This is a genomic window from Fischerella major NIES-592 (assembly GCF_001904645.1).
Lineage (GTDB): Bacteria > Cyanobacteriota > Cyanobacteriia > Cyanobacteriales > Nostocaceae > Fischerella > Fischerella thermalis.
In genome coordinates this window covers 1-23739 of record NZ_MRCA01000013.1, presented here as the reverse complement: position 1 = coordinate 23739, position 23739 = coordinate 1, and the positions used below count along the sequence as shown (strand labels likewise).

The 23739-nt window shown below is 41.2% G+C and carries 19 protein-coding genes and 2 pseudogenes; 10 read left to right on the top strand and 11 right to left on the bottom strand.

All coding sequences use genetic code 11. The features are described 5' to 3' along the window. Window positions 1-51: 51 nt before the first annotated feature. Entirely contained in the window at window positions 52-2808 is a 2757-nt protein-coding gene (locus NIES592_RS19145) for a tetratricopeptide repeat protein (protein WP_073556593.1), read from the top strand. 92 nt (window positions 2809-2900) lie between these two features. On the opposite strand, the gene NIES592_RS25605 is transcribed toward NIES592_RS19145, so the two are convergent. Then, window positions 2901-3086 (bottom strand): hypothetical protein, encoded by a 186-nt coding sequence (locus tag NIES592_RS25605; protein WP_073556592.1) that lies wholly within the window; start codon window positions 3084-3086, stop codon window positions 2901-2903. On the opposite strand from NIES592_RS25605, the gene ygfZ reads away from it, so the two are divergent. Continuing rightward, the gene (gene ygfZ / locus NIES592_RS19135; RefSeq protein WP_073556591.1) at window positions 3079-4062 is read left to right on the top strand and encodes a CAF17-like 4Fe-4S cluster assembly/insertion protein YgfZ; all 984 of its coding nucleotides are present in this window, start codon (window positions 3079-3081) and stop codon (window positions 4060-4062) included. The two genes, NIES592_RS25605 and ygfZ, sit on opposite strands and share 8 nt — an antisense overlap. Window positions 4063-4465: 403 nt before the next feature. On the opposite strand, the gene NIES592_RS19130 is transcribed toward ygfZ, so the two are convergent. The 6 genes from NIES592_RS19130 to NIES592_RS19100 all read right to left on the bottom strand — a co-directional run bounded on the left by NIES592_RS19130 (window position 4466) and on the right by NIES592_RS19100 (window position 12670). Then, a complete protein-coding gene (locus tag NIES592_RS19130; protein ID WP_073556590.1) occupies window positions 4466-7141 on the bottom strand; it encodes a DEAD/DEAH box helicase in 2676 nt (891 codons plus the stop codon). Between the two features lie 130 nt (window positions 7142-7271). After that, the gene (gene proC, locus NIES592_RS19125; RefSeq protein WP_073556589.1) at window positions 7272-8084 is read right to left on the bottom strand and encodes a pyrroline-5-carboxylate reductase; all 813 of its coding nucleotides are present in this window, start codon (window positions 8082-8084) and stop codon (window positions 7272-7274) included. Between the two features lie 92 nt (window positions 8085-8176). Further along, window positions 8177-8776, bottom strand: coding sequence for a cell division protein SepF (locus NIES592_RS19120; RefSeq protein ID WP_073556642.1), 600 nt, complete (start codon window positions 8774-8776; stop codon window positions 8177-8179). A 655-nt stretch (window positions 8777-9431) separates the two neighbouring features. Next, complete coding sequence (locus tag NIES592_RS19115; protein WP_073556588.1) at window positions 9432-10103, bottom strand: YggS family pyridoxal phosphate-dependent enzyme; 672 nt, start codon at window positions 10101-10103, stop codon at window positions 9432-9434. Further along, window positions 10100-10378 carry a transcriptional coactivator PipX gene (pipX, locus tag NIES592_RS19110; RefSeq protein ID WP_073556587.1) on the bottom strand — a complete coding sequence of 93 codons (279 nt, stop codon included), beginning with the start codon at window positions 10376-10378 and terminating at the stop codon, window positions 10100-10102. The genes NIES592_RS19115 and pipX overlap by 4 nt, the downstream gene beginning before the upstream one ends. 630 nt (window positions 10379-11008) lie before the next feature. After that, window positions 11009-12670 (bottom strand): anthranilate synthase component I, encoded by a 1662-nt coding sequence (locus tag NIES592_RS19100; RefSeq protein ID WP_073556586.1) that lies wholly within the window; start codon window positions 12668-12670, stop codon window positions 11009-11011. A 134-nt stretch (window positions 12671-12804) separates the two neighbouring features. Here NIES592_RS19100 and rfbC point away from each other — a divergent pair. The 5 genes and pseudogenes from rfbC to NIES592_RS19075 all read left to right on the top strand — a co-directional run bounded on the left by rfbC (window position 12805) and on the right by NIES592_RS19075 (window position 16677). Continuing rightward, a pseudogene (gene rfbC / locus NIES592_RS25375) lies at window positions 12805-13369 on the top strand (dTDP-4-dehydrorhamnose 3,5-epimerase). A 577-nt stretch (window positions 13370-13946) separates the two neighbouring features. Next, window positions 13947-14075 (top strand): sugar nucleotide-binding protein, encoded by a 129-nt coding sequence (locus NIES592_RS26335; protein ID WP_371915111.1) that lies wholly within the window; start codon window positions 13947-13949, stop codon window positions 14073-14075. A 1-nt stretch (window position 14076) separates the two neighbouring features. Continuing rightward, window positions 14077-14925 carry a glycosyltransferase gene (locus tag NIES592_RS19085; protein WP_073556585.1) on the top strand — a complete coding sequence of 283 codons (849 nt, stop codon included), beginning with the start codon at window positions 14077-14079 and terminating at the stop codon, window positions 14923-14925. Window positions 14926-15008: 83 nt separating this feature from the next. Next, the gene (locus NIES592_RS19080; RefSeq protein WP_073556584.1) at window positions 15009-16169 is read left to right on the top strand and encodes a glycosyltransferase family 4 protein; all 1161 of its coding nucleotides are present in this window, start codon (window positions 15009-15011) and stop codon (window positions 16167-16169) included. Between the two features lie 139 nt (window positions 16170-16308). Further along, entirely contained in the window at window positions 16309-16677 is a 369-nt protein-coding gene (locus NIES592_RS19075) for a hypothetical protein (RefSeq protein WP_084552350.1), read from the top strand. A gap of 82 nt (window positions 16678-16759) precedes the next feature. On the opposite strand, the gene pyk is transcribed toward NIES592_RS19075, so the two are convergent. After that, window positions 16760-18529 (bottom strand): pyruvate kinase, encoded by a 1770-nt coding sequence (pyk, locus tag NIES592_RS19070; RefSeq protein WP_009756846.1) that lies wholly within the window; start codon window positions 18527-18529, stop codon window positions 16760-16762. Between the two features lie 482 nt (window positions 18530-19011). On the opposite strand from pyk, the gene crtR reads away from it, so the two are divergent. The 3 genes and pseudogenes from crtR to NIES592_RS26330 form a co-directional block, all read left to right on the top strand. Then, a complete protein-coding gene (gene crtR / locus NIES592_RS19065; RefSeq protein ID WP_073556583.1) occupies window positions 19012-19908 on the top strand; it encodes a beta-carotene hydroxylase in 897 nt (298 codons plus the stop codon). 144 nt (window positions 19909-20052) lie between these two features. Continuing rightward, entirely contained in the window at window positions 20053-20202 is a 150-nt protein-coding gene (locus NIES592_RS25370) for a hypothetical protein (RefSeq protein ID WP_218600604.1), read from the top strand. A 149-nt stretch (window positions 20203-20351) separates the two neighbouring features. After that, window positions 20352-21120, top strand: a pseudogene (locus NIES592_RS26330) (PstS family phosphate ABC transporter substrate-binding protein); the annotation flags it as partial. Here NIES592_RS26330 and aroH read toward each other — a convergent pair. The 3 genes from aroH to NIES592_RS19045 form a co-directional block, all read right to left on the bottom strand. Continuing rightward, window positions 21103-21492, bottom strand: coding sequence for a chorismate mutase (gene aroH, locus NIES592_RS19055; RefSeq protein WP_009756851.1), 390 nt, complete (start codon window positions 21490-21492; stop codon window positions 21103-21105). The pseudogene NIES592_RS26330 and the gene aroH sit on opposite strands and share 18 nt — an antisense overlap. Before the next feature lie 99 nt (window positions 21493-21591). Beyond that, window positions 21592-22401 carry a signal peptide peptidase SppA gene (gene sppA, locus NIES592_RS19050; RefSeq protein ID WP_009756852.1) on the bottom strand — a complete coding sequence of 270 codons (810 nt, stop codon included), beginning with the start codon at window positions 22399-22401 and terminating at the stop codon, window positions 21592-21594. Window positions 22402-23057: 656 nt separating this feature from the next. After that, on the bottom strand, window positions 23058-23345 hold the full coding sequence (locus tag NIES592_RS19045; RefSeq protein ID WP_009756853.1) for a hypothetical protein: 288 nt from the start codon (window positions 23343-23345) through the stop codon (window positions 23058-23060). Window positions 23346-23739 lie beyond the last annotated feature (394 nt).

Here is a 23739-nt window from a genome sequence, read left to right as displayed (position 1 = left end):
TGGAGAAAGGCAAGCAACTTCACAGCTGACCAAACGGATAAGGACTGCTATATGAAAAGCAAGCATCAATTTGTCTACGCATTTCTGTTGCAAGGCGCTGTAGTATTTTTTACTAACTTGCTATCCGTTGGTGATGTTATAGCTCAAGTTACACCATCTCCCGCAGTTACTCAACAGCCTCAACAGCAACAGGTTAGAGAACTAGTCCAAACAGAAGTAGACCGGGCTTTTGGTCGAACACGCAATTTACTAAACATCTGGGTAGTTATACTGACTGTATTTCCTGTTGCTGTCATTGCTTCTTTTTGGCTGTTGCGGCGGGCTGTGGTACGGGAAATCGTAGATAGAGCTACACAGCAGTTTAAGGAATTAGAGGAATTACAAAATCAACTGATCAGTGTGAGACAAGCTGCTCAAAACAGTATTCAACAAGCCAAAAATATTACTGCTGACTTAGAACAAGAAGCAAAAGCGGTACGAGAACAAATCATATCTGTAATTCCGTCGGAAATATCACAGTCAAAATTACAAGCATTAACAGAATTAGAAAGACAAATTGACGCATCAAAACAGGAATTAAAAAATTTAGAAACAGAATTTTGTTCTCGTTTGTCTGAATTAGAAATAGACGCTCAACATCAGAAAAATATCACGCTTGATACTTTGGGTAAATTAAAATCAGAGTTAATATCAGAAATTTCTGGATTACAGTACGAGCATCAAAAACAAAGAGAACAAACTTTTGCTGATTTACAATCATTGCGACAAGAATTTACTTCTCAGCTAACTGCTTGGCAGTCAGAAATCAAGCAAAAAAATGAACAGATTTACGAAAATTTACATCAAACACAGTTAGAATTTACGGCTCAATTATCTGACATTCAAACAGAAACTCAACAGCAGAAAGAACAAGCTTTTCTGCTATTAGAAAAATCAATTACAGAGTTGACAATCAAACTGACTGAGATCCAGTCTAATGCTCAGCAACAAAAGCAGCAAATTCAAGAAAACATGGAAAGTTTACAAACAGAATTTACTGCTAAATTAACAGAATATCAATTAGCTAATCAACAGAATCAGGAACATACGACTGCCGATTTAGAAAAATCACGACAAGAATTCACATCTCAATTAGCAAAATGGCAATCGGAACTTGAGCAGCAACAGCAGCAAGTATTGGCTACCGTAACTAATTGGCAATCGGAATTCGCCACACAGCTTGCTAATTTAAATCTCATCACTCAGCAGCAAAGAGAAGAAGCCTTGGCAAATTTAGAAGCTTCCAAGCAAGAATTAATATCGCAATTTGCCTCTCACCTGGCTGGTTCGGAGTTGGAAGTACAGCAACAAAAGCAACAAATTCTGGCACATTTGCAAGCATTACAGTCAGAATTTACCTCACAATTGTCAGAATTCCAAACAGGAACGCAACAACGCCAAGAACAAGCTTTAGTTCAATTAGACATATCAATATCTGAATTAACATCTCAACTGAAGAATGTACAATCAGAGACTGAGGAACAAAAGCAACAAGTCCTGAAAAGATTGGAGAAATCACAAGCAGATTTTACAGCCCAACTGACACTATGGCAAGTTGGAACTCAACAACAAAAAGAACAAGCTTTAGCAGAATTAAATAAAACAGTATCTGAGATTAAATTTCAACTTAGTGATGTGCAAACAGAAGCTGTACAGCAGAAACAGCGCATTACTAAAAGGTTGGAGAAATTACAAACTGAAATTGCTTCGCAAATATCTAAGCTGTTGGCAGATGTGAAACGTAGTAAGGAATTAGTAATTGAAAATCTAGAAAAATCAGGTTCAGAATTTGCGTCTCAGTATTTAGAATTACAGTCAAATGCACAATCACAAAAGTTGGAAATTATCGCAAAGCTAGAAAAAATCAAGTCAGATTTTATCTCGCAACTTGCCCAGATACAAACAGAAGCGCAACAACAAAAAGCAGAAACTCTCAAACAACTTGCAGAAATTACATCTCCAGCTAATTTGGAAGTAGTAGCAGCAGAAGTTCAGGAAATATTCAAGCCAGAACCCCAACAAACACAAGACTCAGAAACTGGTGAACAAGAAAATATATTGACTGCTGATGATTACCTCAAACAGGGAGATGTGCTGCTTGCAGAAAAACGTTATGAAGATGCGATCGCTCTCTATAAAAAAGCAATAAAACTTAACCCAGACGAACCAGTAATCTGGTTAAAGCGCGGAATTGCCTTAGCAAGATTAAAACAATACCAAGATGCGATCGCCTGTTACGATCAAGCCTTACAAATCAACCCTGAATATCATCAAGCTTGGTGTGACAAAGGCGTAGCACTGGGATTCCTACAGCGACAAAAAGAAGCTTTTCAATGTTTTGACAAAGCCGTCAAAATCAAACCAGACGATGCTGTAGCTTGGTTAAACCGGGGACTAGCCTTAGAAGAATTGGAAGAATACGAAGAAGCGATCGCATCTTTTGATACAGCACTCCAATTAAACCCCGACTCTTACAAAGCTTGGAATAACCGGGGTTACGCCCTCGTGATGCTTGGTGATGACGATGAAGCAATTCAAAGCTTTGATCAGGCATTGAAAATTAAACCAGATTACGCCAACGCCTATTACAATAAAGCCGCCTGTTATGCTTTACAGCCCCAGCTAGAATTAGCCTTAGAAAATCTCCAACAAGCAATAAATCTCAATCCCAGGTATAGACAACAAGCAGAAACCGATATAGATTTTGAGTTAATTGCCAAAGACAAGCGCTTTCGGCAGTTAATTGCAGGTACTAAAGTGCAAAAATAGCTAACAACAATTAACAACTACTGGTATAGTAACCTAACTTAGAAGGGTAAATAACGAACCACAAAGAACACAAAGGACACCAAGACAGAGGTTTAACAGAGTTGTCCAAATTGCTCTACCCAATAAAGTAGCCTTGCCAACTCACTAGCCACCAACGCATAATCTATCCCTGTACCCTGTGGGAAGCCGCCCTTAGGGGTGTCTACATCGCCTTGCATCGGTAGTCGATTCCCATAACATAAATTTTGTCGTGGTTTCAATTCTATTACTATGCCCATATCAACTATTGACACTCAAGACAAAGCAGCCATCCAAGCAGCCCAAACTACAGTTGCAATATGCGATCGCTCACATTGGGGACGAATTAAAGTTACTGATGGCGATCGTCTGCGCTTTTTGCATAATCAAAGCACCAACAATTTTCAAAAACTACAACCAGGACAAGGCTGTGATACGGTTTTTGTGACATCCACCGCCCGCACTATTGACTTAGCAACAGCCTATGTCATGGAGGATGCTGTACTGCTTTTGGTTTCGCCTAACCGTCGGGAATATCTGTTGCAATGGTTGGACCGATATATCTTTTTTGCTGACAAAGTACAACTAACTGATATCACTGATGAAACTGCTACTTTGAGTCTCATCGGCCCAGACAGTGATACCATTGTGGAAAAGTTGGGCGCTGCTGCCATTATTGGTCAACCCTACGGTAATCACCAAATGTTTGATGGTATACATGTAGCCGTTGGTAGTGGTCTTGCTTCTCCCGGATACACCCTGATTTTGCCAACTGCCATCAAAGAAACCGTCTGGAATAAAATAGTGGAGTTAGGCGCAGTACCCATGAGCGATCGCGCTTGGGAAATGTTACGAATTACCCAAGGTCGCCCGGTTCCAGATCAAGAACTGACTGATGATTACAATCCTTTGGAAGTAGGCTTGTGGCAAACCGTTTCCTTTAACAAAGGTTGTTATATTGGTCAAGAAACTATTGCCCGTTTAAATACTTATAAAGGTGTAAAACAACATCTCTGGGGTATAAATCTGAGTGCTGCTGCACAACCAGGAACAACCATTACAATAGGGGATGAAAAAGTCGGTAAATTAACCAGTTGTATTGAAACTGTAGATGGATATCGTGGTTTAGGCTACATCCGTACTAAAGCTGGTGGTGCAGGTTTACAAGTCAAAGTCGGGGAGGTTACAGGCGAAATTGTACAAATTCCTTTTGTTTCTCACGAATACCCAGAGTAAATTAGTGGAAATCAATATAACGGAAGTGACAAAAGACAACACGCCTATAAGGGCAAAGCATTTATATATATCTCGACATCAAAACTGAATCTAGTAGTACAAATGCTTTGTCCCTACCCGCTGTGAAACAAAGCAATTCCCAATTCAAAATCTAAAATTCAAAATCGAACACTGATGAACACCGATGAACACCGATGTAGACTCCCATAGGGTACATGGATAGATTCATGCATTGGTGGCGAGAGAGAAGCATCCCTCACAGCATGACGCGGGAGCATCCTAAACTTAACACTCTGCGCCCCTTTGCGTAAACCTCTGTGCGACTGTGCGTTTAAAAATAAACCTTTGCGCCTACCCAAACGCCTTACAGTGTACGGGAAGCCAATGTAGCTTTTTAGTATGACTATTCCACAACCTCATTGACTGGGAACCGATCAATCAACTGAATAGCACGTAAAGCATTACGCCGCAAAGATTCTGACATATAAGGTACGTGGGGAATTTGGGATAATAAATCCAGCGTCCGCCTTAAAATTCGCACGACATCACCTTCATCTAAAGTGGTATTGTCACACAGTTCAACCCAATCCATCCCTAATGCCCATTGTTCAACTAAGGCGATTAACTCAAATTCCAACCAGATGGGTAAAGCGACGTTATATCGGCGTTGTAGTTGGAACATCTTACGGCGAATTCCGCGTAATTTCGCTAAGGCTTCTGCAACTTGATCACTGAGATCAAAGCGCACTTTACTATCCGGACGTGGGGTTTCTGTCACTAAAGCAGCAGCTGCTGCTGCTAAACAGTGGGGATCAAGGTTATCTAGCTCTCCACTAGCCAGGGCTAAACCAAGCCACAATTCATTTTCACCCCGAATTGCTGCTGCAATTTGTCCTAATTGTGTAGGTAATAAGTTATCTAAACATTCAAAGTATTGCAAAATTTCAATCAGGTTAAGAAACTCTTCCCAATGCCGTTGGGATTGTTGCTCTACCTGTGCTTGCAACTCTTGAATTTCTGCTTCTAGTTCGGCGGCGCGTAGCTTACGTTTGAAAATAGTACCAATATTGCCAGTTTGATGCAGTGGGTGAGCTTCTATTTGCTCCCGCAAGGCTGCAATCACCCGGAGTTGTTCTGCTACTTCGGGCGGCATATGTAAAGACTCCTCTGGTTCGGGAATTTGGCTAGCAATGGCCATACTTTCTTCATCCCCACGACAGGACTGTCCCGGTTTTAAAGACATCTGTGCAGGTGGTAGCAAGTCAGGGGGTACATCAATTCGTGGTAATTCTGCATATAAATTGACTACATCTGCTGTAGTTGCCACATACCAACGGTTATCTCTGCCTAAACAAACTAAATAAGGTGTTTGGCTAGCACCTTGGGTTTTGCCTATTAATACTGCGGTTATTGGTAGAGACATTGTTAAGTATTTACCCTTAAGGCAAAGTAATGTCCCTGACACGGCAAAACTGAGCATCATTGTTAATTCGTCTTGTCGCCCTTCATCTGCTTGCTCTTGCAGTGTGTTTAATAGCTTTTGTTCTACTTTCAGGCGTTGTCGCAGTTTTTCATAACTAGCTATTTCGCTTTCTTCCACCGTGGCAATTTGCGTTTTTATTTGCTCTAATTCTGCTTGCAACTGAGCAATATATTTTTGCCTTGGTTGGAGATGCACATTTGCTAAATATTGACCAAAGCTGCGCTCAATGAGTTCTCTGGCTTCATCAAGAGTATGGATTTGCAGCAAGTTCAGTACCATACCATAACTGGGCGTAAAATGGCTAACCAACGGGTCTGGTTTTTTGATTGCCAAAGCTGCTGCGTGTTCTGCTCCCTCAAAGGGAGTTTGTAATGTCACCACATGACCAACTTTATCCATCCCTCGACGTCCAGCCCTTCCTGCCATTTGCAGAAACTCAGAAGCTGTCAACATCCGGTGTCCGGTGTCAGTGCGTTTGGATATGGTAGAAATAACTGTTGTCCGAGCAGGCATGTTAATTCCCGCTGCCAGTGTTTCTGTGGCAAATACTACTTTAATTAGTCCTTGCTGAAATAGTTCTTCTACTAGTACTTTCCAGACGGGTAAAATCCCAGCGTGATGGGCGGCGATACCTCTGTAAAGGGGAGCAATGTGGCCAGAACGCCCCGCCTCTGGGTTACGAGTTAAAAATTCGTCAATCTGTCGCCGTAACTGCTGCGCCTCTTGCTCGTTCACCAGCCACATGTCACCGACTTCTGCCACTGCTTTATCGCAGCCGCGACGGCTGAAGATAAAGTAGATTGCTGGCAGCATATCTCGTTCCTGGAGGTGACTGAGAATGAAATTTATACTAGGTGCTTCTGGTCTGCGATTACCTTTGCCCTTTTCTAGCTCTTTTTTTTTGCCTCGCTTGAGCAGACGGGGGTTAATTTGGGTTTTATCGTCGTTCAGTAGTGGAAATACCCCTTTGAGATTACCAAAGTGAAATTCCAAAGGAACAGGACGAAAATCGGAGTAGATGAGATCAGTCGGACCGTGGACTTGATTGAGCCAGTCGGTAAGTTGTTCGCTATTGGCAACTGTTGCTGAGAGAGCGATCAGTTGAATTTCGCGGGGGCAATAAATAATCGATTCTTCCCAAACTGTTCCCCGTTGGCGATCGTTCATGTAGTGGCACTCATCTAACACCACTGCTTCTACGTCTGTTAAGGAAATACCAACTTGCCCAATGGGTGTGCCGTAGAGCATGTTACGGAAAATTTCTGTAGTCATGACTACAATAGGCGCATCCCGATTGATGGAGGCATCTCCTGTTAACAATCCAACTGCATCAAAGCCAAATTGTTCACGAAAGTCACGTAATTTTTGGTTAGAAAGTGCCTTCAGGGGGGTTGTGTAAAATACCCGTTTTCCTCGCGCTAAGGCACGATAAATGCCATATTCTCCAACCAAGGTTTTACCTGAACCTGTTGGCGCACAAACCACTACAGAGCGTCCAGCATTTAGAGAGGCGATCGCATCTAGCTGGAATTTGTCCAGTTCAAAAGGAAATACAGAACTGGGATCTACTTCTGAAGACAGTGCAGAATAATTCACTCAATCACAATTGCAACCAGACTTTTTACTATATTATATGAACCCTTGGCAAGTAGGGAATTAAGGATCGGGGACAAAAAGGGCAAGGAAGACAAGGAAGAGAAAATACTTTTCACACCCCTCACACCCCTCACTTCCCCAACTCCTGAGAACGAATGGTAGCAGCTTTAACCGCCTCAATGAGAGCAGAGCGGAATGCTGAGCGCTCTAATTGAGCAACACCAGTAATTGTGGTTCCACCGGGACTCATCACACGATCCTTGAGTTCTGCCGGGTGGAGTTTGGTTTCATGTAATAACTGAGCAGTTCCCAAGACTGTTTGCAAAGCGAGTTGATAAGCAATAGCTCTGGGTAAACCAGCAGCAACTCCTCCATCTGCAAGTGCTTCTACCATTAACGCTACGTAAGCTGGGCCACTACCAGATAAACCAGTTACCGCATCCATCAACGATTCCGGAACTTCTACTACTTGCCCCACTGCTGAAAACAACTGCCGTGCTGTTTCCAGATGTTTGCTATGGGTGTAAGCACCAGGAGCGATCGCAGTTATACCCGCACCTACAGTTGCTGGTGTGTTAGGCATGGCTCGAATGACTGGCAGTTGGGGAAAAGCTGCTTCTAATTTAGATAAAGTTACACCTGCCAACACAGAAATTACTAGTGGTGAATGCCCTTGCTGGAGAACATCCGCCAATTCTTGAGCGATCGCACTGAAAACTTGCGGTTTGACAGCCAAGCATATCACATCGGTTGTTTGGCTGAAAACCAGACGATTATCATCTGTCACAGCCACATTGTACTGATGCGCTAAAAATTTTTGGCGTGTGGGCTGTGGTTCACTAACTATCACTTCTGATGGGTGATAAATCGAGCGAGCAATAAGGCGGGACAATAAAGCTTCTCCCATTACCCCGCCACCAATTAATCCAAATTTATAAGTCATTAGTCATTAAGTCATTAGTCATTGGTCAATAACCAAGAGCGTTAGCTTGAAGACTATGTACTCTTGACTATTGACATGAGACTAAATTTAGTTTATTGTACCATGCGATTAGGTTCATTGCCCCAGGTTTGATTACCTGGTGCAGGGCGGGAGTTACGGACTGGTGGTTGAGGTACTTCGTGTAGAACTCCGCCTTGAGTACTGACTTGCACACAACTGGGTGTAAACAAAAAGATGCTTTCGCCAATACGTTCTTGGTGTCCATCCAATGCGTAAGTGCCACCCGCAACAAAATCAACAGCTCGCTGTGCTTGATCCGGATCCATGATTGTCAAGTTCAATACCACAGACTTTCGTTCTCGTAAAGCTTGAATCGCTTGTGGCATTTCTTCAAAAGTACGTGGTTCTAGTACTAAAACTTCTGAAATACCGTTAATAGCACCGGGCATACCAATAACATTATTCATCGTTTTTGCAGAAGCAGTTGCTACATCTGGATTTCCATTCATTGTGGGCATTGGCTCACGCCAACGTCGATTTGCAGAGGTCGTTTCTTGGGTTACGGGCTGTTGATTTTGTTCCTGATATAGATTCTGATAGCTTTCTGCTTCAGGTTCTTCCTCATAATACTCGTATTCTACTGGCTCGTTTAAACCAACAAAGTCTCTCAGTTTGGAGAAAATATTGTTCATAGTGTTACGCTCCTGGTGCAAATCACCTTCAAAGGATGTGGCAGCAACTAATGCTGCCAATCTACGCCGCTATACATAAGGCGGACTATTTTGCAATTCTATAAGTTGTTTGTAGCATATACTACAGCACAAACCATCAGACGGACGCCCCCTAGAACGTCTGTATTTAGTTTGTACGCAATAATGAGTCAAGATTATAGCCTAACTATTTTTGAATGCAAAGTTGCTGCGACCCCGAATTTCTTATGTGTTTGCTTCTGTTTATACTATATCCTGGGTTATTTGCTAGACCAGTATCTTTGAGAATTTTTTTGCAACAATTTCAACAAGGGCAAACGTTAGCATTTGCTCTTGTTGAAATTAAAGAAAACAAGGCTAAAAGTTTCATTTATTTACAATCAGAATGAAAGTGGCAAAGTCGAAAAAAATCGTAGGGACAGGCTGAAAAACTATCCCTACAGATTTTACAGTCATCAGTTTGATTACTGGGTGCGAGTCCTCCGCTAATTAGAAGGTGTTTTTAGTGCGGACTCTGACTAATAATTCGGATTAGGAAGTTCAAAGTTCATATGTGGAATCAATCCAAAATTGTTTAATCCCTACGATAGGTCTGATGACTGTTCATTGAATTCTATATCCCAATCCCTACTCCAATCTAATTACCACGCTCTCCAAACAAGATTGTTCCCAAACGCACCATCGTTGCACCTGCTTCTACGGCTAGTTGATAATCACCTGACATTCCCATCGATAGATGATGCATTTGAATATAGGGCCAGTTTTGTTCCCGGATTTCTTGTGCTAGTTCGCGTGTGCGATTAAACACTGCCATAATTTCTTGGTCATTTAATCCTAGAGGCGGAATTGTCATCAAACCTTGAATTTGTAAATTTTTGTATTGATTCAATGTTGGTAGGTCAGCTAAAAGTTGAGGCACACTCCAACCCGACTTATTAGGATCAGGAAGGATTTTGACTTGCAGACACACATAGGGACTAATACCTATTTGCTGCGCTAATTCGTTCAAGCGCTGTGCCAGCTTCAAATTATCTACTGAGTGAATCCACTGAAAATTTTCTAAGGCTTTTTTGGCTTTATTGCTTTGCAAGTGTCCGATAAAATGCCAAGTGATATCAGATAAGTCTTGTAACTCAGCTTGTTTTGCGATCGCTTCTTGAATGCGATTTTCACCAAAATCTCGAATTCCCGCAGTATAGGCAGCACGAATTACATCACTTGGGACTTGCTTGGTGACAGCTATCAACCGGACTGAAGGTGGTAGTTGTGTGCGCACAGTATTAATACGTTCACTAATCGAGCCGCTCATTGGAAGGTGCGTTGGAAGATACTCTGCAACTGATCGTACTCCTGGGTTTGTCCAGCACGACGTAGGTTACGCAGGCGATTTTCTAGCAGCATTCTCGCTTCAGTACGTCCTATCGGCTGAAATTTGACACCTTTAGCATCGGATATTACTAAAAAAAATAGGCGCTGAGCATACAGTGTAGTGAATAACTCTTGGTTTTCATCCACCATACAGATCCTAAAGAGCAAACCCCAAGTTGGATGATTTATGTAAGTTTCTGAGTTTTCTAGGTTCATTTAATACTTGAAGGTAAGAATAGATAGTATGTTTTCGCAGTTGAATGCCAAGATTGGTAAGGCTAACGGTTTCATTTGCATGAATTAAAGGTAAAGGGGAAAGAGCAAAGGGAGTTGAGAAGCCTTTACCCTTTAGCATTTAACAGTTATCAGTTATCAGTCATCAGTTATCAGCATTTATCACTGAGTATAAGTCCCCCAATAATGGGTGTTAGGCGTTGGTTGCGGGTAACATACCCCTACCATACGCCTGATAACTGTACCCTACAACAAGCCTATGAGCGCGTCTACACTGTTCACTGTTCACTGATTTAACCTTTTACCAAACCGATAGTAATGCGTAGCTAAGGCATATTGCCGTTGTCACTAAATGGCATTAGCTTTTGGGGTAAAGTTCACAGAGGTTTTGGCGAAGTAGAGACACGAAAGGAAAATTTGCCCATTCCTTCCTGTTTTGCTCTCATCCTCTGTTTGTTTCCCCTTTACCAATGCTGCCATAATTGCCGTCTTTTTGTTATACAAATTCGCCAACAACCTTAAGAATAGACTTTCTGTAGAACTGGGATCGAAAAGAACAAGGTTCGTTGGTTGTTGATTGTTGGTTGTTGGTTGTTAGTGGTTTTTTTTTATTTACTCCTCATACTCCTCATACTTCTCATACTTCTCATACTCCTCATACTCCCCCATTCCCCGATCCCCAAAAACGGTTGCTAGCGCCTGTAGTTGTGCCTGAGCTTTATGTAAAGATTCGTGCCATTCTCGTTCGGGATCGCTGTCTGCGACAACTCCCGCTCCCACTTGTCCCCAGACGGTGTTGAGTGATGGGGTGGAGGAAGTGTGGAAAGTATCAGGAGTGTGGGGAGTGTGAGAAGTATTTTCTTCTACTCCCCATACTTCCCCTACTCCCTCTACTCCTGAGTTCGAGGGAACCAACAGCAGGGTGCGAATCAAGATGTTTAAATCCAAGTTACCCTGCCAATCCAAGTAACCGCAGGAACCATAGAACAAGCTACGCCGTACAGGTTCTAGTTCTTCGATGATTTCCATACAGCGGACTTTGGGACAGCCTGTGATTGTACCACCGGGAAATACGGCACGAATCAAGTCAACAGAACTAATATCATCTCTGAGAATACCTGTAATGTTGCTGACGAGATGCATAACGTGGCTATATCGCTCAATAGTCAATAATTCATCAACCTTCACACTTCCCCATTCACACACCCGTCCTAAATCATTGCGTTCTAAATCTACCAACATGATATGTTCGGCACGCTCTTTGGTGTTATTGAGTAAATCTTCTGCTAATTTTTGATCTTGTTCTGGAATGATTCCACGCGATCGCGTCCCTGCGATCGGCCTGGTGGAAACGTGAAATGTCGTGTCTGTATGTCTTTGTGACTTCACTAATCTCTCTGGTGAACAGCTAATCACTTCCCCCCAAGGGGTTTGGAAATAGCAAGCAAAGGGAGAAGGATTGATCTGCTGCAAAGCACGATATATTTCCCAACCAGAAGCTGTTGTTTGCGTTTCAAACCGCAACGACAAATTAGTCTGAAAGATGTCTCCAGCCTGAATGTATTTTTTGGCACTGTTAACTGCTGCTTCGTATTCTTCTTGTGAACTGTGGAAGCGGAGGGTGGGGAGGATGGGTTGGTGGGGTGGTGGGGTGGTGGGGTGGATTTTCTCCATCTCCCCATCATCTTCCTGTTCGAGTTTCCTCTCTAACTCATCCAACCCATCGGAACTACTGGCGGCTAACCATAAGATTTGATCCCAATGATCCAAAACAGCAAAACTGTCTGGTTCGTACCAAAAAGCAACTGGAAATGGCAATGAATCAGATTTAGTGTAGGGTAACTGCTCAATTTCTCTGGCGATATCATATCCCAACCAACCGAGCCAACCACCCCTGAAGGGAAGGTGGGGTGGTGGGCAGGTGGGGGGAGTGGGGCGAGTGTGAGGGGTGTGAGGGGTGTGAAAAGTATTTTCTCCCCCTTGTCCTCCTTGTCTTCTTACTCTACCTACTTTTTCTTGCAATAACTGTTCCAAAAATGGTAAAACATTTCCCAGCGTAGGAGTCCACATTTGGAGGTGTCCATCCACGTACCGAGGAGTACCTGCACAAATAGAATAACGCGCTAATTGAGGGTTATCTGTGGGTGTTGGGTATGGGCTTTCTAATAAAGTTGCTATTCCTGATGTCTGTGTAGAACCAAATAAAGCGGTAAAAATATGAGAACCAGTGCGATTTTCTAAAGGAAGCGATCGCCAATACCAAGGTTGTGTCATAAATTTGACTAGCTCAACTAGCTGCAATCTAGAGGATAATTGAAAATTAATTTTGAGTGTGTTGTTACTATATTTTGTTCATTCATTTTATAGTAAATTTATATACTATCTAACCCAATATATTTTCTACTATCATAAAGATTATTCGTACTGAAATTCCTGATATTCTCATCATTGAACCTCAAGTCTTCCAAGATGATAGTGGCTTTTGGGAAAGCTACAATTGCCAAAAATTTCCTGAAGCAAATGGTAATTTATTTAACTTTGTTCCAGACAACAATTCTTACTCCAAACAAAACGTTTTGCGTCGTTTACATTACCAAATTCGACAACCACAGGAAAAGTTAGTCAGAGTCGTAATCTGTAGTATATTGGACTTTTCTGTAGGTATCAGAAAAAGATCGTCGGCTTTTGGTAAGTGGATAGGTTGTTAACTTAGTAACGAGAACAAACGCCAACTCTGGATACCACCAGGCTTTGCTCACAGATTTGTTGTATTTTCAAAAGTTGCTAAAGTCTTCTATAAAACCACAGACTCTTACGCACCCAATATAGGCGATGCATCCTTTGGAATGATCCCGACTTGCGATAGATTGGTGTCTCACCACATCACCCATCTTATCTACTAAAGACAAAGCAGGTAAACCTTTGAAAGAGTCCGAAGTTTATACGCAATCAGCAATTTTGGCTATGAAGTAGATGATTTTTATCGTAGCGAACCTGTAGCATGTTTTCCTAAAATTTGAGGCTAGAAAACACTTAATCAACTGCCTATTTCACTGTAATAATGGCAAAGTAGTTCTACAGTGTTGGTATTTAAATATCAAACAACAAACAAGACTATAAAAAACAGTAATTTTTGTAGCTGAGGTCTAACAAAATATAAAAAGGGAACACACGGACATGATTATATCAATAAAACATAACAAGATGTGTAACATAGTGTAAAAAATAGAATAAATAAAACACAAGGTTGCAGCAGTACGACTGGATTTTTGTACTAATCATGAAAAAGGCGATCGCTATCCGCTTATATCCTTGTTCATTGTTCACATCATGATATCCGCTGACTGAAGATTAAAAAAACCTTAAAAATCAACAATTTTTCAAAATCATGAGAGCGTAAGTATTAATGTAAACATCAATTTATAAGTAAATTAATTCTACTAATCGGTAGTAATGATCAATAAGGCAAAGAACTGCAACAAAGTTTATCAACCTACGTAAATGTAATTTCAATTGCACGTCCTACTGTAGATATTACTCAGCAGATACTGTGTGTAATTTAATTAGAGAAAAGCAACCACAAATCATTATCAATGCTGCTGCTTATGCTGCTATTGATAAAGTTGAAAGTGAACTAGAATTAGCAAAATCTATTAATAGATCAGTCAAATTGAATTAACGTGATTTATTTTTTAACAGTCAACTATTATTCAACAAATCTTATTGCTAAATTAATCAGTTCTCTACCCAGTGAGAAAAATTTAGATTTCAAAGTAATTATTATCAACAACTCTTCTGATGATAATTCTATTTCTAATCTCAAAGATGAGAACGTAATTATCTTGAATGCTGCCAAGAATTTGGGGTTTGGTAACGCCTGTAATCTTGGTCTGAAATTTATATACGCTGAAGAACCACAGGCAATTGTTTGGATAATTAATCCGGACGCATATTTCATAGAAACTGATTTAGAGAAAGTTCAATCATTTTTTACATCCCATCCTGAAATTTCTATTCTTGGCACAATGATTCATACTCCTACTGGTGAAGTTTGGTTTACAGGAGGTTATTTTAATGTTAAAACGGGTGAAATTTCAAGTCGAAATATATTCACAGAGCAAGACCAAGATTATGTTCAATGTGATTGGGTAACAGGTTGTAGCTTCATAATTAATCTGTGCAAATTTAGGGAATGCCCTTTATTTGACCCTAATTACTTTCTTTATTATGAAGACTTTGATTTTTGCCAACGTTACGCTCAACAAGGACATTTAATCGCAGTCACTCAGAAATTTGGAGTCATACATCAACCGTCTTCTATAACTAATAAATACGTCTTCCGCAAAATCAAAAATAGTACTTATGGTTATTTGTTAAGTTTAGATAGATATACAAATCAACTAGTTTTTAGCTTGAGATTAATCAGACTGGTTTTTTATGCGTTAGTTTTGATGTTCATCAAGCCTGAGATAGGATTGGGAAAAATATATGGAGTTTTGATTTATTGGTGGAAAAGAGTTAATCAGTGAACATTTATGGAGTTTTCACTCTATTTTCAGTAAACTGTCAAATAACATATCATGAAATTTATGAGCGAAGTAAGTTTGGATAAATGAGCAATTTATTAATTAATTTATCTGTGGTATTTTCTCGGCCTACAGGTATAAGTAACTATGCCAAAAATATTTTTCCTTATTTAAAACCTCTTGATCCCACCTTATTAACAGCCCTAAATTATCCAGAATTTAAATGTTACTCAATTCCTGGTAATCTTACCCCTGCGGATGGGACAAAAGGACATTTTGATCGCTTGCTATGGACACAGTTTAAATTACCAAAAATATATAAAAATTTAAAATCTCAACTGATTTTTTCCCCTCTTCCAGAAGCACCGCTTTATTCTAATTGTCGTTTTGTTGTGATGGTTCACGACTTAATTCCATTGCGTTTTCCTAAGCGCTTTTCGCCCCTGACACCCTACTTTCGCCACTATATTCCCCAAGTTCTTCAGCAGGCGCAACATATTATTTGTAATTCCCAAGCTACAGCCAAAGATATTACCGATTTTTACCAGGTTTCTGCTAGGAAAATTACGCCTATTCTCTTGGCATATGATGTTAATCATTTTCGACCTGTTAGGGAAGATATGGGAACATGGGGACAAGGAGGACAAGGAAGTTGTCTTTCTTCTTTGTCTTCTCATATCTCGTGTGTTTCCATAGCCGCGTCATCAAAATCTTGCCCTTACTTTCTCTACATTGGTAGACATGATCCCCATAAGAACCTATATAGACTGATTGCTGCTTTTGCAGGTTTACCAAATCATTTTGATTACCAATTGTGGTTAGCGGGGCCACAGGATAAACGTTATACTCCCCTGTTGCAAGCGCAAATAGAGGAATTGGGTATAGGTAAGCAAGTCAAATTTTTGGACTACGTTCCCTATGGCGAATTACCAAAAATTATCAGTGGGGCGATCGCACTCGTATTTCCTAGTCTCTGGGAGGGTTTTGGTTTCCCAGTTCTAGAAGCAATGGCCTGCGGTACTCCTGTGATTACCTCTAATATTTCCTCTCTCCCAGAAGTTGCTGGTGATGCTGCGATTCTCATCGACCCCTACAATATCAGAGAAATTACAGAAACAATGGCTAAAATTGCTACTAATACTCAACTTCGCGATCGCCTATCTATGGCTAGCATCACCAGGGCAAATCAATTTAGCTGGGAAAAGACAGGACTAGCAACAGTAGAAGTACTCAAAAAATTTTTATAAACAATGAATTAAGGCTAAGTGGTGAGGTTTACTCGCAACTAAATCTTCATAGACTATTTTGTGATTTTGCTGAGGTTGCCTATAGAGTTTGTCGTGCAAGCTGAATAAATAGTGTAGCACTTCTGCTGAGTTTTTAGATATGAAAAGAGGCATCTTAAGTTTAAGCCTTACTTTGGCAACTCTTACGCCTACTACTGCTTTGGCACAGGTAGTAATAATGGCACAAGATAGAACTTTTTTGGGTATTGTAAGTCCTAACCGCTATGACTCAGATTCAATCTGTAACAGATATGGTGATTATGGCAGTCGTTACGGCAATGGAATTTTTAATCGGTACGGAAAATATGGTGATAGATATTCTGAGCAAAGTGCATATAATCCTCGCGCCGAACACCCACCATTACTAATTAAAAATCAACAAATAATAGGCTTTGTCTCCAAAAATCCTAAAATTGCTAACAGATATGATCCTGATATGTTACAAATTGAGATTTGTCAAGAACGATAATAACTGAAGCATTCTTAATATAAAGCAAAAAGGATGAAGGACAAAAATTTTGATAGCTTTAGCACTTCATCCTTCATCCTTTCTATGGAGTTCCCACTGCCCCAGAGTAAACTAAACCCCGTTGCATATCCATTGTCAGAATCGATCCATCTCGAATTACCTGTGTTGCTTTCTTGACGCCAACGATCACAGGAACACCGAGACGCAAACCAATCACTGCGGCGTGACAAGTGAGACTCTCTTCCTCAGTAATAATACCTGCGGATTTGCGAATTACTTCGACAAAATCGGCACTAGTCCGGGGTGCAACCAAAATATCACCAGGATTAAAGTTACTCACATCCATGCTAGTGTGTGCTACCCTGGCACGACCACTGACTGAACCTTGTCCAAGTCCAATTCCCCGTCCCAATACAGCTGTCACAACTTCTACTTTAATCAAATCCGTGGAGCCAGAAACGCCTTGGAGTGTACCGGCGGTCATGACTACCAAATCTCCCTCAAAAACCAGATTATTTTCTAAGGCTACGTTAATTGCTGCTTGGAACGTTTGACCAGTGGAGGGCAATTCTAGCACCAATAACGGCTTGACTCCCCATACTAGTTGCAGTTGTCTAGCGACATTAACATGGGGTGTGATAGCCAAGATTGGTGTCGAAGGACGGAATTTGGAAACATTGCGAGCTGTAGAGCCTGTTTGAGTCAAGCTCATAATGGCTGCGGCTCCCAATTGTTGAGCGATTTGTCCTACTGCTTGGCTAATCGCGTTAGGAATAGAACGTTTGCGGTCTCTAACTTGGCTAGCGTTGTTGTTTTGGATGTTTTCTTGCTCGATTTTTTCCGCAATCCGTGCCATAGTCGCCACAGCTTCGACTGGGAATTTGCCCACAGCAGTTTCATTGGAGAGCATCACCGCATCCGTACCATCTAAAATCGCATTGGCCACATCCGACACTTCGGCACGGGTAGGACGGGGATTATTGACCATGCTGTCTAACATCTGGGTGGCAGTAATGATGGGAATTCCCAAACGATTAGCAGTAGCAATTAATCGCTTTTGCAGCATGGGAACATCTTCTGCTGGCAGTTCTACCCCTAAATCGCCTCTAGCAACCATTACGCCATCACACAAAGCCAAAATAGCTTCCATTTGTTCGATGGCTTCGTGCTTTTCGATTTTGGCAATCACTGGAACATTTTTGCCTGTGCTAGAAATTAGTTCCTTAATTTCCATCACATCCTGGGGATTGCGAACAAAGGAAAGTGCCACCCAGTCCACACCTTGATCTAGACCAAACATTAGATCTTCACGGTCTTTGTCGGTCAAGGCTTTGATCGAAAGGTAGACTCCAGGAAAGTTTACGCCCTTGTTATTGGAAAGAGTCCCAGGGACGGTAACACGACAGTGGAGATCGCCTTTTTCTTTTTCAATATCCTCTACGATCATTTCGACGCGCCCGTCATCAAGGAGAATCCTTGCTCCTACAGGCACTTCCTCTGCTAAATAATCATAGGTAACGCAGCTAATTTCTTGTGTACCAACTACTGGACGATTAGTTAATGTAAAGCGATCGCCCTTTGCTAGCACTATCGACCCATTCTCAAACTTGCCCAAGCGAATTTTCGGTCCTTGCAAGTCTTGGAGAATTCCCACTGGTTGATTAAGCTCAAAGGCTGTTTGTCTAATTAGGCGAATGTTGCGCTGATGGTCAGCATGAGAACCGTGGGAAAAGTTCAATCGCAACGTTGTTGCACCAGCTTCAATAATAGCTTTGAGCATTTCTGGACTGCTGGTAGCAGGGCCAATGGTGGCAACAATTTTGGTTCGGCGTAAAGAGTCTTTTAATTGCATAGAGGCTGACAAATTCAGTTATCAGTTATCAGTTATCAGTTGTCAGTTTTATCAATGTTCACTGATAACTGTTCACTGTTCACTGATTTAATGGCGGGAACTCATAGCAGCTTAAGGGTCAAAGCCAGAAGCTTTGACTCGAATCATACCGTTATTTTGCCCATAATATGCGAAGATTATCGATAAATCTTGCTACACAAAACTTTAAAACTTTATTATTTTTTAGAGCGGATTTAGTGCTATCACTTTTCCTCTGGAGGAAAAATGAAGGGGAATGTTTTTTACTTTACCCCTTTAGCCTTCCCCCTTGCCCTATAAAAAATGAAATCTCTTGACCAACAGCCAATTGCCAAGGAGGATGAATTATGAATTATGAATTATGAATTCTCAAGGGTGAAGAAGTCATTTATCCTTCAGCATAGCTGCCTTCAGCATAGCTGTCTTTATTTACTAGCAAAATTTGATTAATTAAGGAGTTCACGATGCTGACGTCGGAGGCAAACAAGCCACTGACAGTCCCCCCCAAAGAAGTGTTAGCGCCTCCCGGTGGTCTTAATCCGACGCTGCTGATGTTTTTGGCAGCTGTGGCGATTGTTGTGTTATCTTGCCTTGGTTACTGGGTTTGGCACTGGCCGCACTGGATATCATTTGTCATGAACATCATTGCCCTACATATTTCCGGTACGGTAATTCATGATGCCTGTCACCAGTCTGCCCATCGCAACAAGATAATTAATGCGATGTTGGGGCATGGTAGCGCTTTGATGCTAGCTTTTGCTTTTCCAGTATTTACACGGGTACATTTGCAGCATCATGCTCATGTCAACGATCCAAAAAACGACCCGGATCATTTTGTTTCTACAGGTGGCCCCCTGTGGTTAATCGCAGTGCGTTTTTTCTACCACGAGGTGTTTTTCTTTAAACGACGTCTCTGGCGCAAGTATGAACTTCTTGAATGGTTTCTCAGTCGTTTATTTGTGGTGGCAATTGTCTTTGCCTCAGTTCATTACCATTTTTTAGGTTACATTCTCAACTTTTGGTTTGTACCTTCTGGCATCGTCGGGTTAGCTTTGGGATTGTTTTTTGATTATTTGCCCCATCGTCCTTTTGCTGAACGCGATCGCTGGAAAAATGCTCGTGTCTACGCTAACCCAATTCTCAACATTTTGATTCTCGGACAGAACTACCACTTAATTCATCATTTGTGGCCTTCTATTCCTTGGTACAATTATCAGCCTACATACTATCTCATGAAACCTCTGTTAGATCAAAAAGGTTGTTATCAATCTTTAGGATTACTCCAAAAAAAAGATTTTTTTGATTTCCTTTACGACATTTTTTTAGGAATTCGTTTTCATCGAAAAAAACCGACGGAGTAGGAGCGTAGTCTTGTAACATGTATCTTTAGATTAAACAAAAATTTTTTCGTACAAATTCTTCTTCCGTACAACAGTTAATAGTTGGTAGTGGGCTTATCACCACTAACCACTATTCACTAGCTAAAGTCAGCATCGGTGATGAAGATGAAAATTTGGATGTGGAGTACTATAGTACTGCTCATTACTAACTTAGTTGTGGTTGCAATTGTAGCGTTTTTGATTTATAGAGATAGTGTCCAACCAAACCAGAATCGATCGCTCGACGAACATAAATTAGTGATGCTCAAAACCTAGTACAAAATTGCCAAACTCTGCGATCCTTTGCGTTCCCTTTGCGAAACTTTGCGTTTAAAAACGTTAAAATTTCCACTCCATGCTTAGGGAGAGACATGTTTGTGTAATTGCAAGTCTTGCACTTTCGGAGTAGGAGCCACCATCTGTACAGACCAATAGCTGACAACCACCAGATCCAAGACATTCGCCCGGAACTACAATTAGGTTATGTAGACCCCATCAGCAGCAGTCCCGGTTCTGGGTCGGGAATTCAAATGTTACTAGATGGGGAATTGGACTTTGTGGAATCTTCTCGTCCCCCCACCACCGCAGAAGAGGAAATTGCTCGACAGCGAGGTTTCACGCTTGCATCACTGCAAGTTTCAGGTATAACGGTGGAACAATTACAGCAGATTTATTCCGGAAAAATCAATAATTGGCAGCAAGTAGGTGGTCCCGATCTAGCAATTACCGCCTTTGCTGGGCGTTCAGAGAGTGCAGATACAGTCATCTCTGCTGACAAGCAAATATTAAATATTAGACCCGCAAACTTTTGCTTCTAATATCCAGTACGTCTACTCTCCTACAAAAGCGCTGGGCCGAGTTAATCAAACTCCTGGCAGTATTTATTACGCTGTGGCTCGGACAATAGTACCTCAATGTACGGTCAAACTTCTAGATGTGGGTTTAGTTCCCACAAAATTAGCTTCACCCTACGTTAAACCATTAGTAGCAAAAAATCAGTGTCCGCAACAGCGCAATCAAGTAAATACGGAGATTATTAATAACGGCACTTATCCAATAACTACCAAATTGTACGTGATTACTAAACAGAACAATGGTCAACAACAGCAAGCAGGAGAAGCTTATACAAATCTTTTGTTGACCGATCAAGGACAAAGGGTTATAGAGGAGGCTGGTTTAATCCCGGTGCGCTAGGGGTATAACCCAATCAGGACGCAAGTTTTGGGCATGACGTAAATAGATATGAGACACTGAGGCAGATTCTGGTAAATAAGCATGGACTAAAAACCGAATGCAGCGTGTCAAACTGCCTTTGACATGCATTTGTTGGACATCTAACATAGCGACAGTATCCCAGTGAGGGCGTTGGCGTGCTATAGCAGCAGGAAAAATTGCATTCAAATCCTGTGTGACTGTAAAAGTAATGCTAATGATATCTGAAGGATGCAGCTGATTGCGTTTTTCCAACTCATCTAATAGTTCCATTACTGATTCTCGCATTGCCTCAACCGTATTTTCTGAAACGGTTGTTGCGCCGCGAATAGCACGCGTTCGCCACTCTACCATTTATCCTCCTTAATTTAGTCAGTTGTCAATTGTCAATCGTCAAGGGTCAATCGTCAAAACTTTATGCTATGGACATTTGACAATGGATACTTGACTTTTTTATGGTCTATACAACCACAAAGGTAGACCACTTGTAGACATTTCAAATTCTAGCCAGCTAATTCCAGATGCAGCCTGGCTGTTCCCTGGAAGTAAGCGACTCAGCAGAGGTTTGCGTTCTTCTAGGGTAAAGACTGGTGTTTTTTCTGGATCAAGACCAACTAGTTCAGCTGCCCAGCGACGAGCATCTTCCTCTGTTCCTAATCTGTCTACAATACCCAATTCTAAGGCTTGCTGACCAGTAAAAATCCGACCATCGGCAAAACTTCTCACAGTTTCTACTGCTAAATTCCTGGCTTCAGCAACTGTTTGCACAAACTGTTGATAACTAGTATCAATCAATTCTTGCAAAATATTTTGTTCTGGTTCAGTCAGTTCTCGGTCAAATGCCAAAATATCTTTGTAAGGACCAGACTTAATTACTTTGAAGGAAACACCGATTTTTTGTAGCAAGCGTTCTAAGTTGTTACCGCGCAAAATCACGCCAATGCTACCCGTAATTGTTCCTGGGTTAGCCATGATATGTTCAGCCCCCATACCAATGTACACACCGCCAGACGCGGAAATATTGCCAAAACTAGCTACGATTTTGACTTTTTCACGTAAGCGTTTGAGGGCGCTGTAGATTTCCTGGGAATCACCGACTGTACCGCCAGGACTATCAATGCGTAGCAGCAATGCTGGGAATTTTTTCTCTTCTACGGTTTCTAGGGCTTCTAGTACCCGTTTGCGAGTGTTGCTAGCGATTGCACCAGTAATTTCAATTCGAGCTATTTGTTTACGAAATCTAGGCTTAAAAGGCCAAACCATGTGCAGTCAATAATACTTCTAAAAGTCAATAAAAGGCAAAAGTGCTAATCCGAATTTTAATGGAATTTTTATGGTTTGCGTGTGTCTTATTGAAGTTTAATCTGTTTCACACACGATTAAGGGTGTAGACACAAAAGTCTACAAAAGTCTTGTAGGCTTTGTACCATAAAAAATTTAGTTTGGTTCTAATTCAATTTACCCAGTTGCAGAGATAAACAATTTTTTCACTTAAAAATCTCAATTACAGAAAATTTTTATCTATAAAAATTTTGCTGGATTTGATGACGACTTAAGTATATGTCACAGCTAAAATTAATAAGACTATTTAAATTATATCTAAAAGTTGGACTATATTAAACTTGTTGTCTTCCACTGATCTCAAGCTAACTGTACTCTCATTACGAAGTGGAAACAGTAGGGGAAGTCAGCTACGGGAATGCCTTTGGCGTAGAGAAAAAAGCTGGGAGTCCACGCCCACATACAGCAGAGGTATCTTCTTTTACTGGCTGCATCTTTATCCTCAACGATAAGTTGTTGGACAAAATTAAATTCATTCGTGGAGACAGGCAATAGGCACTATTGCAATAGAGAAATAATCTGTGTAATTAATTTTGTTTAAGTACTTATTACCTTGAACCACGCAGATCAAGAGGGAATTAACGTAAGATTTGACACCGATAATAAGCATAAGTATCAAACAGTCCCCCAACAAAGCTACAGGTCAAACTAATAGTAAATAATCCTCCGATCACGTTGCCACTACCAAAAATAGCGAGAAACTGCATTATGGGAGTAGCGATCGCTTCAGTCACAGTTTGTAAGACGGGGATATGACCCATTAGCGATACAGTTAACAGTATGCTGCCGACCAAGAACATAGGTGCGACAAAACTAAAAATGATCGTCAGCAATAGCGATCGCAGAAAGTTCATCCAAATCGTCATGAAACTCCAGCTCCTTGAATTAACGAAGACAATAGCTGTTTTCCTAAGTAGTCACTTTCTACAATAAGTGCGATCGCTCTTCAATGGGCGAGATTTCAAAAATCTTAAGTTTTCATTAAAATACCTACACACAAATTTTCAGGTGTATTGTCAAGCTAAACAAAGCACCAAATCTAGATAATCCGCAAAAATAAAGCCTGACGCGACTAGCTACAAACATACCCATAGACGAAGCAATGTTAATTTCTGAGATGAGATTTAAAGTTAGTTAACCGAGGTGGGGAGGTGGGGAACTCACCGGTCCCCTCTGGGGATTAGGGGCGAAGGGGAGTGTGAGGGGTGTGTAGACGCGGTAGCGGTGAGGGGGTCGCAGTCTTGGACGCCAGGTGCTTTA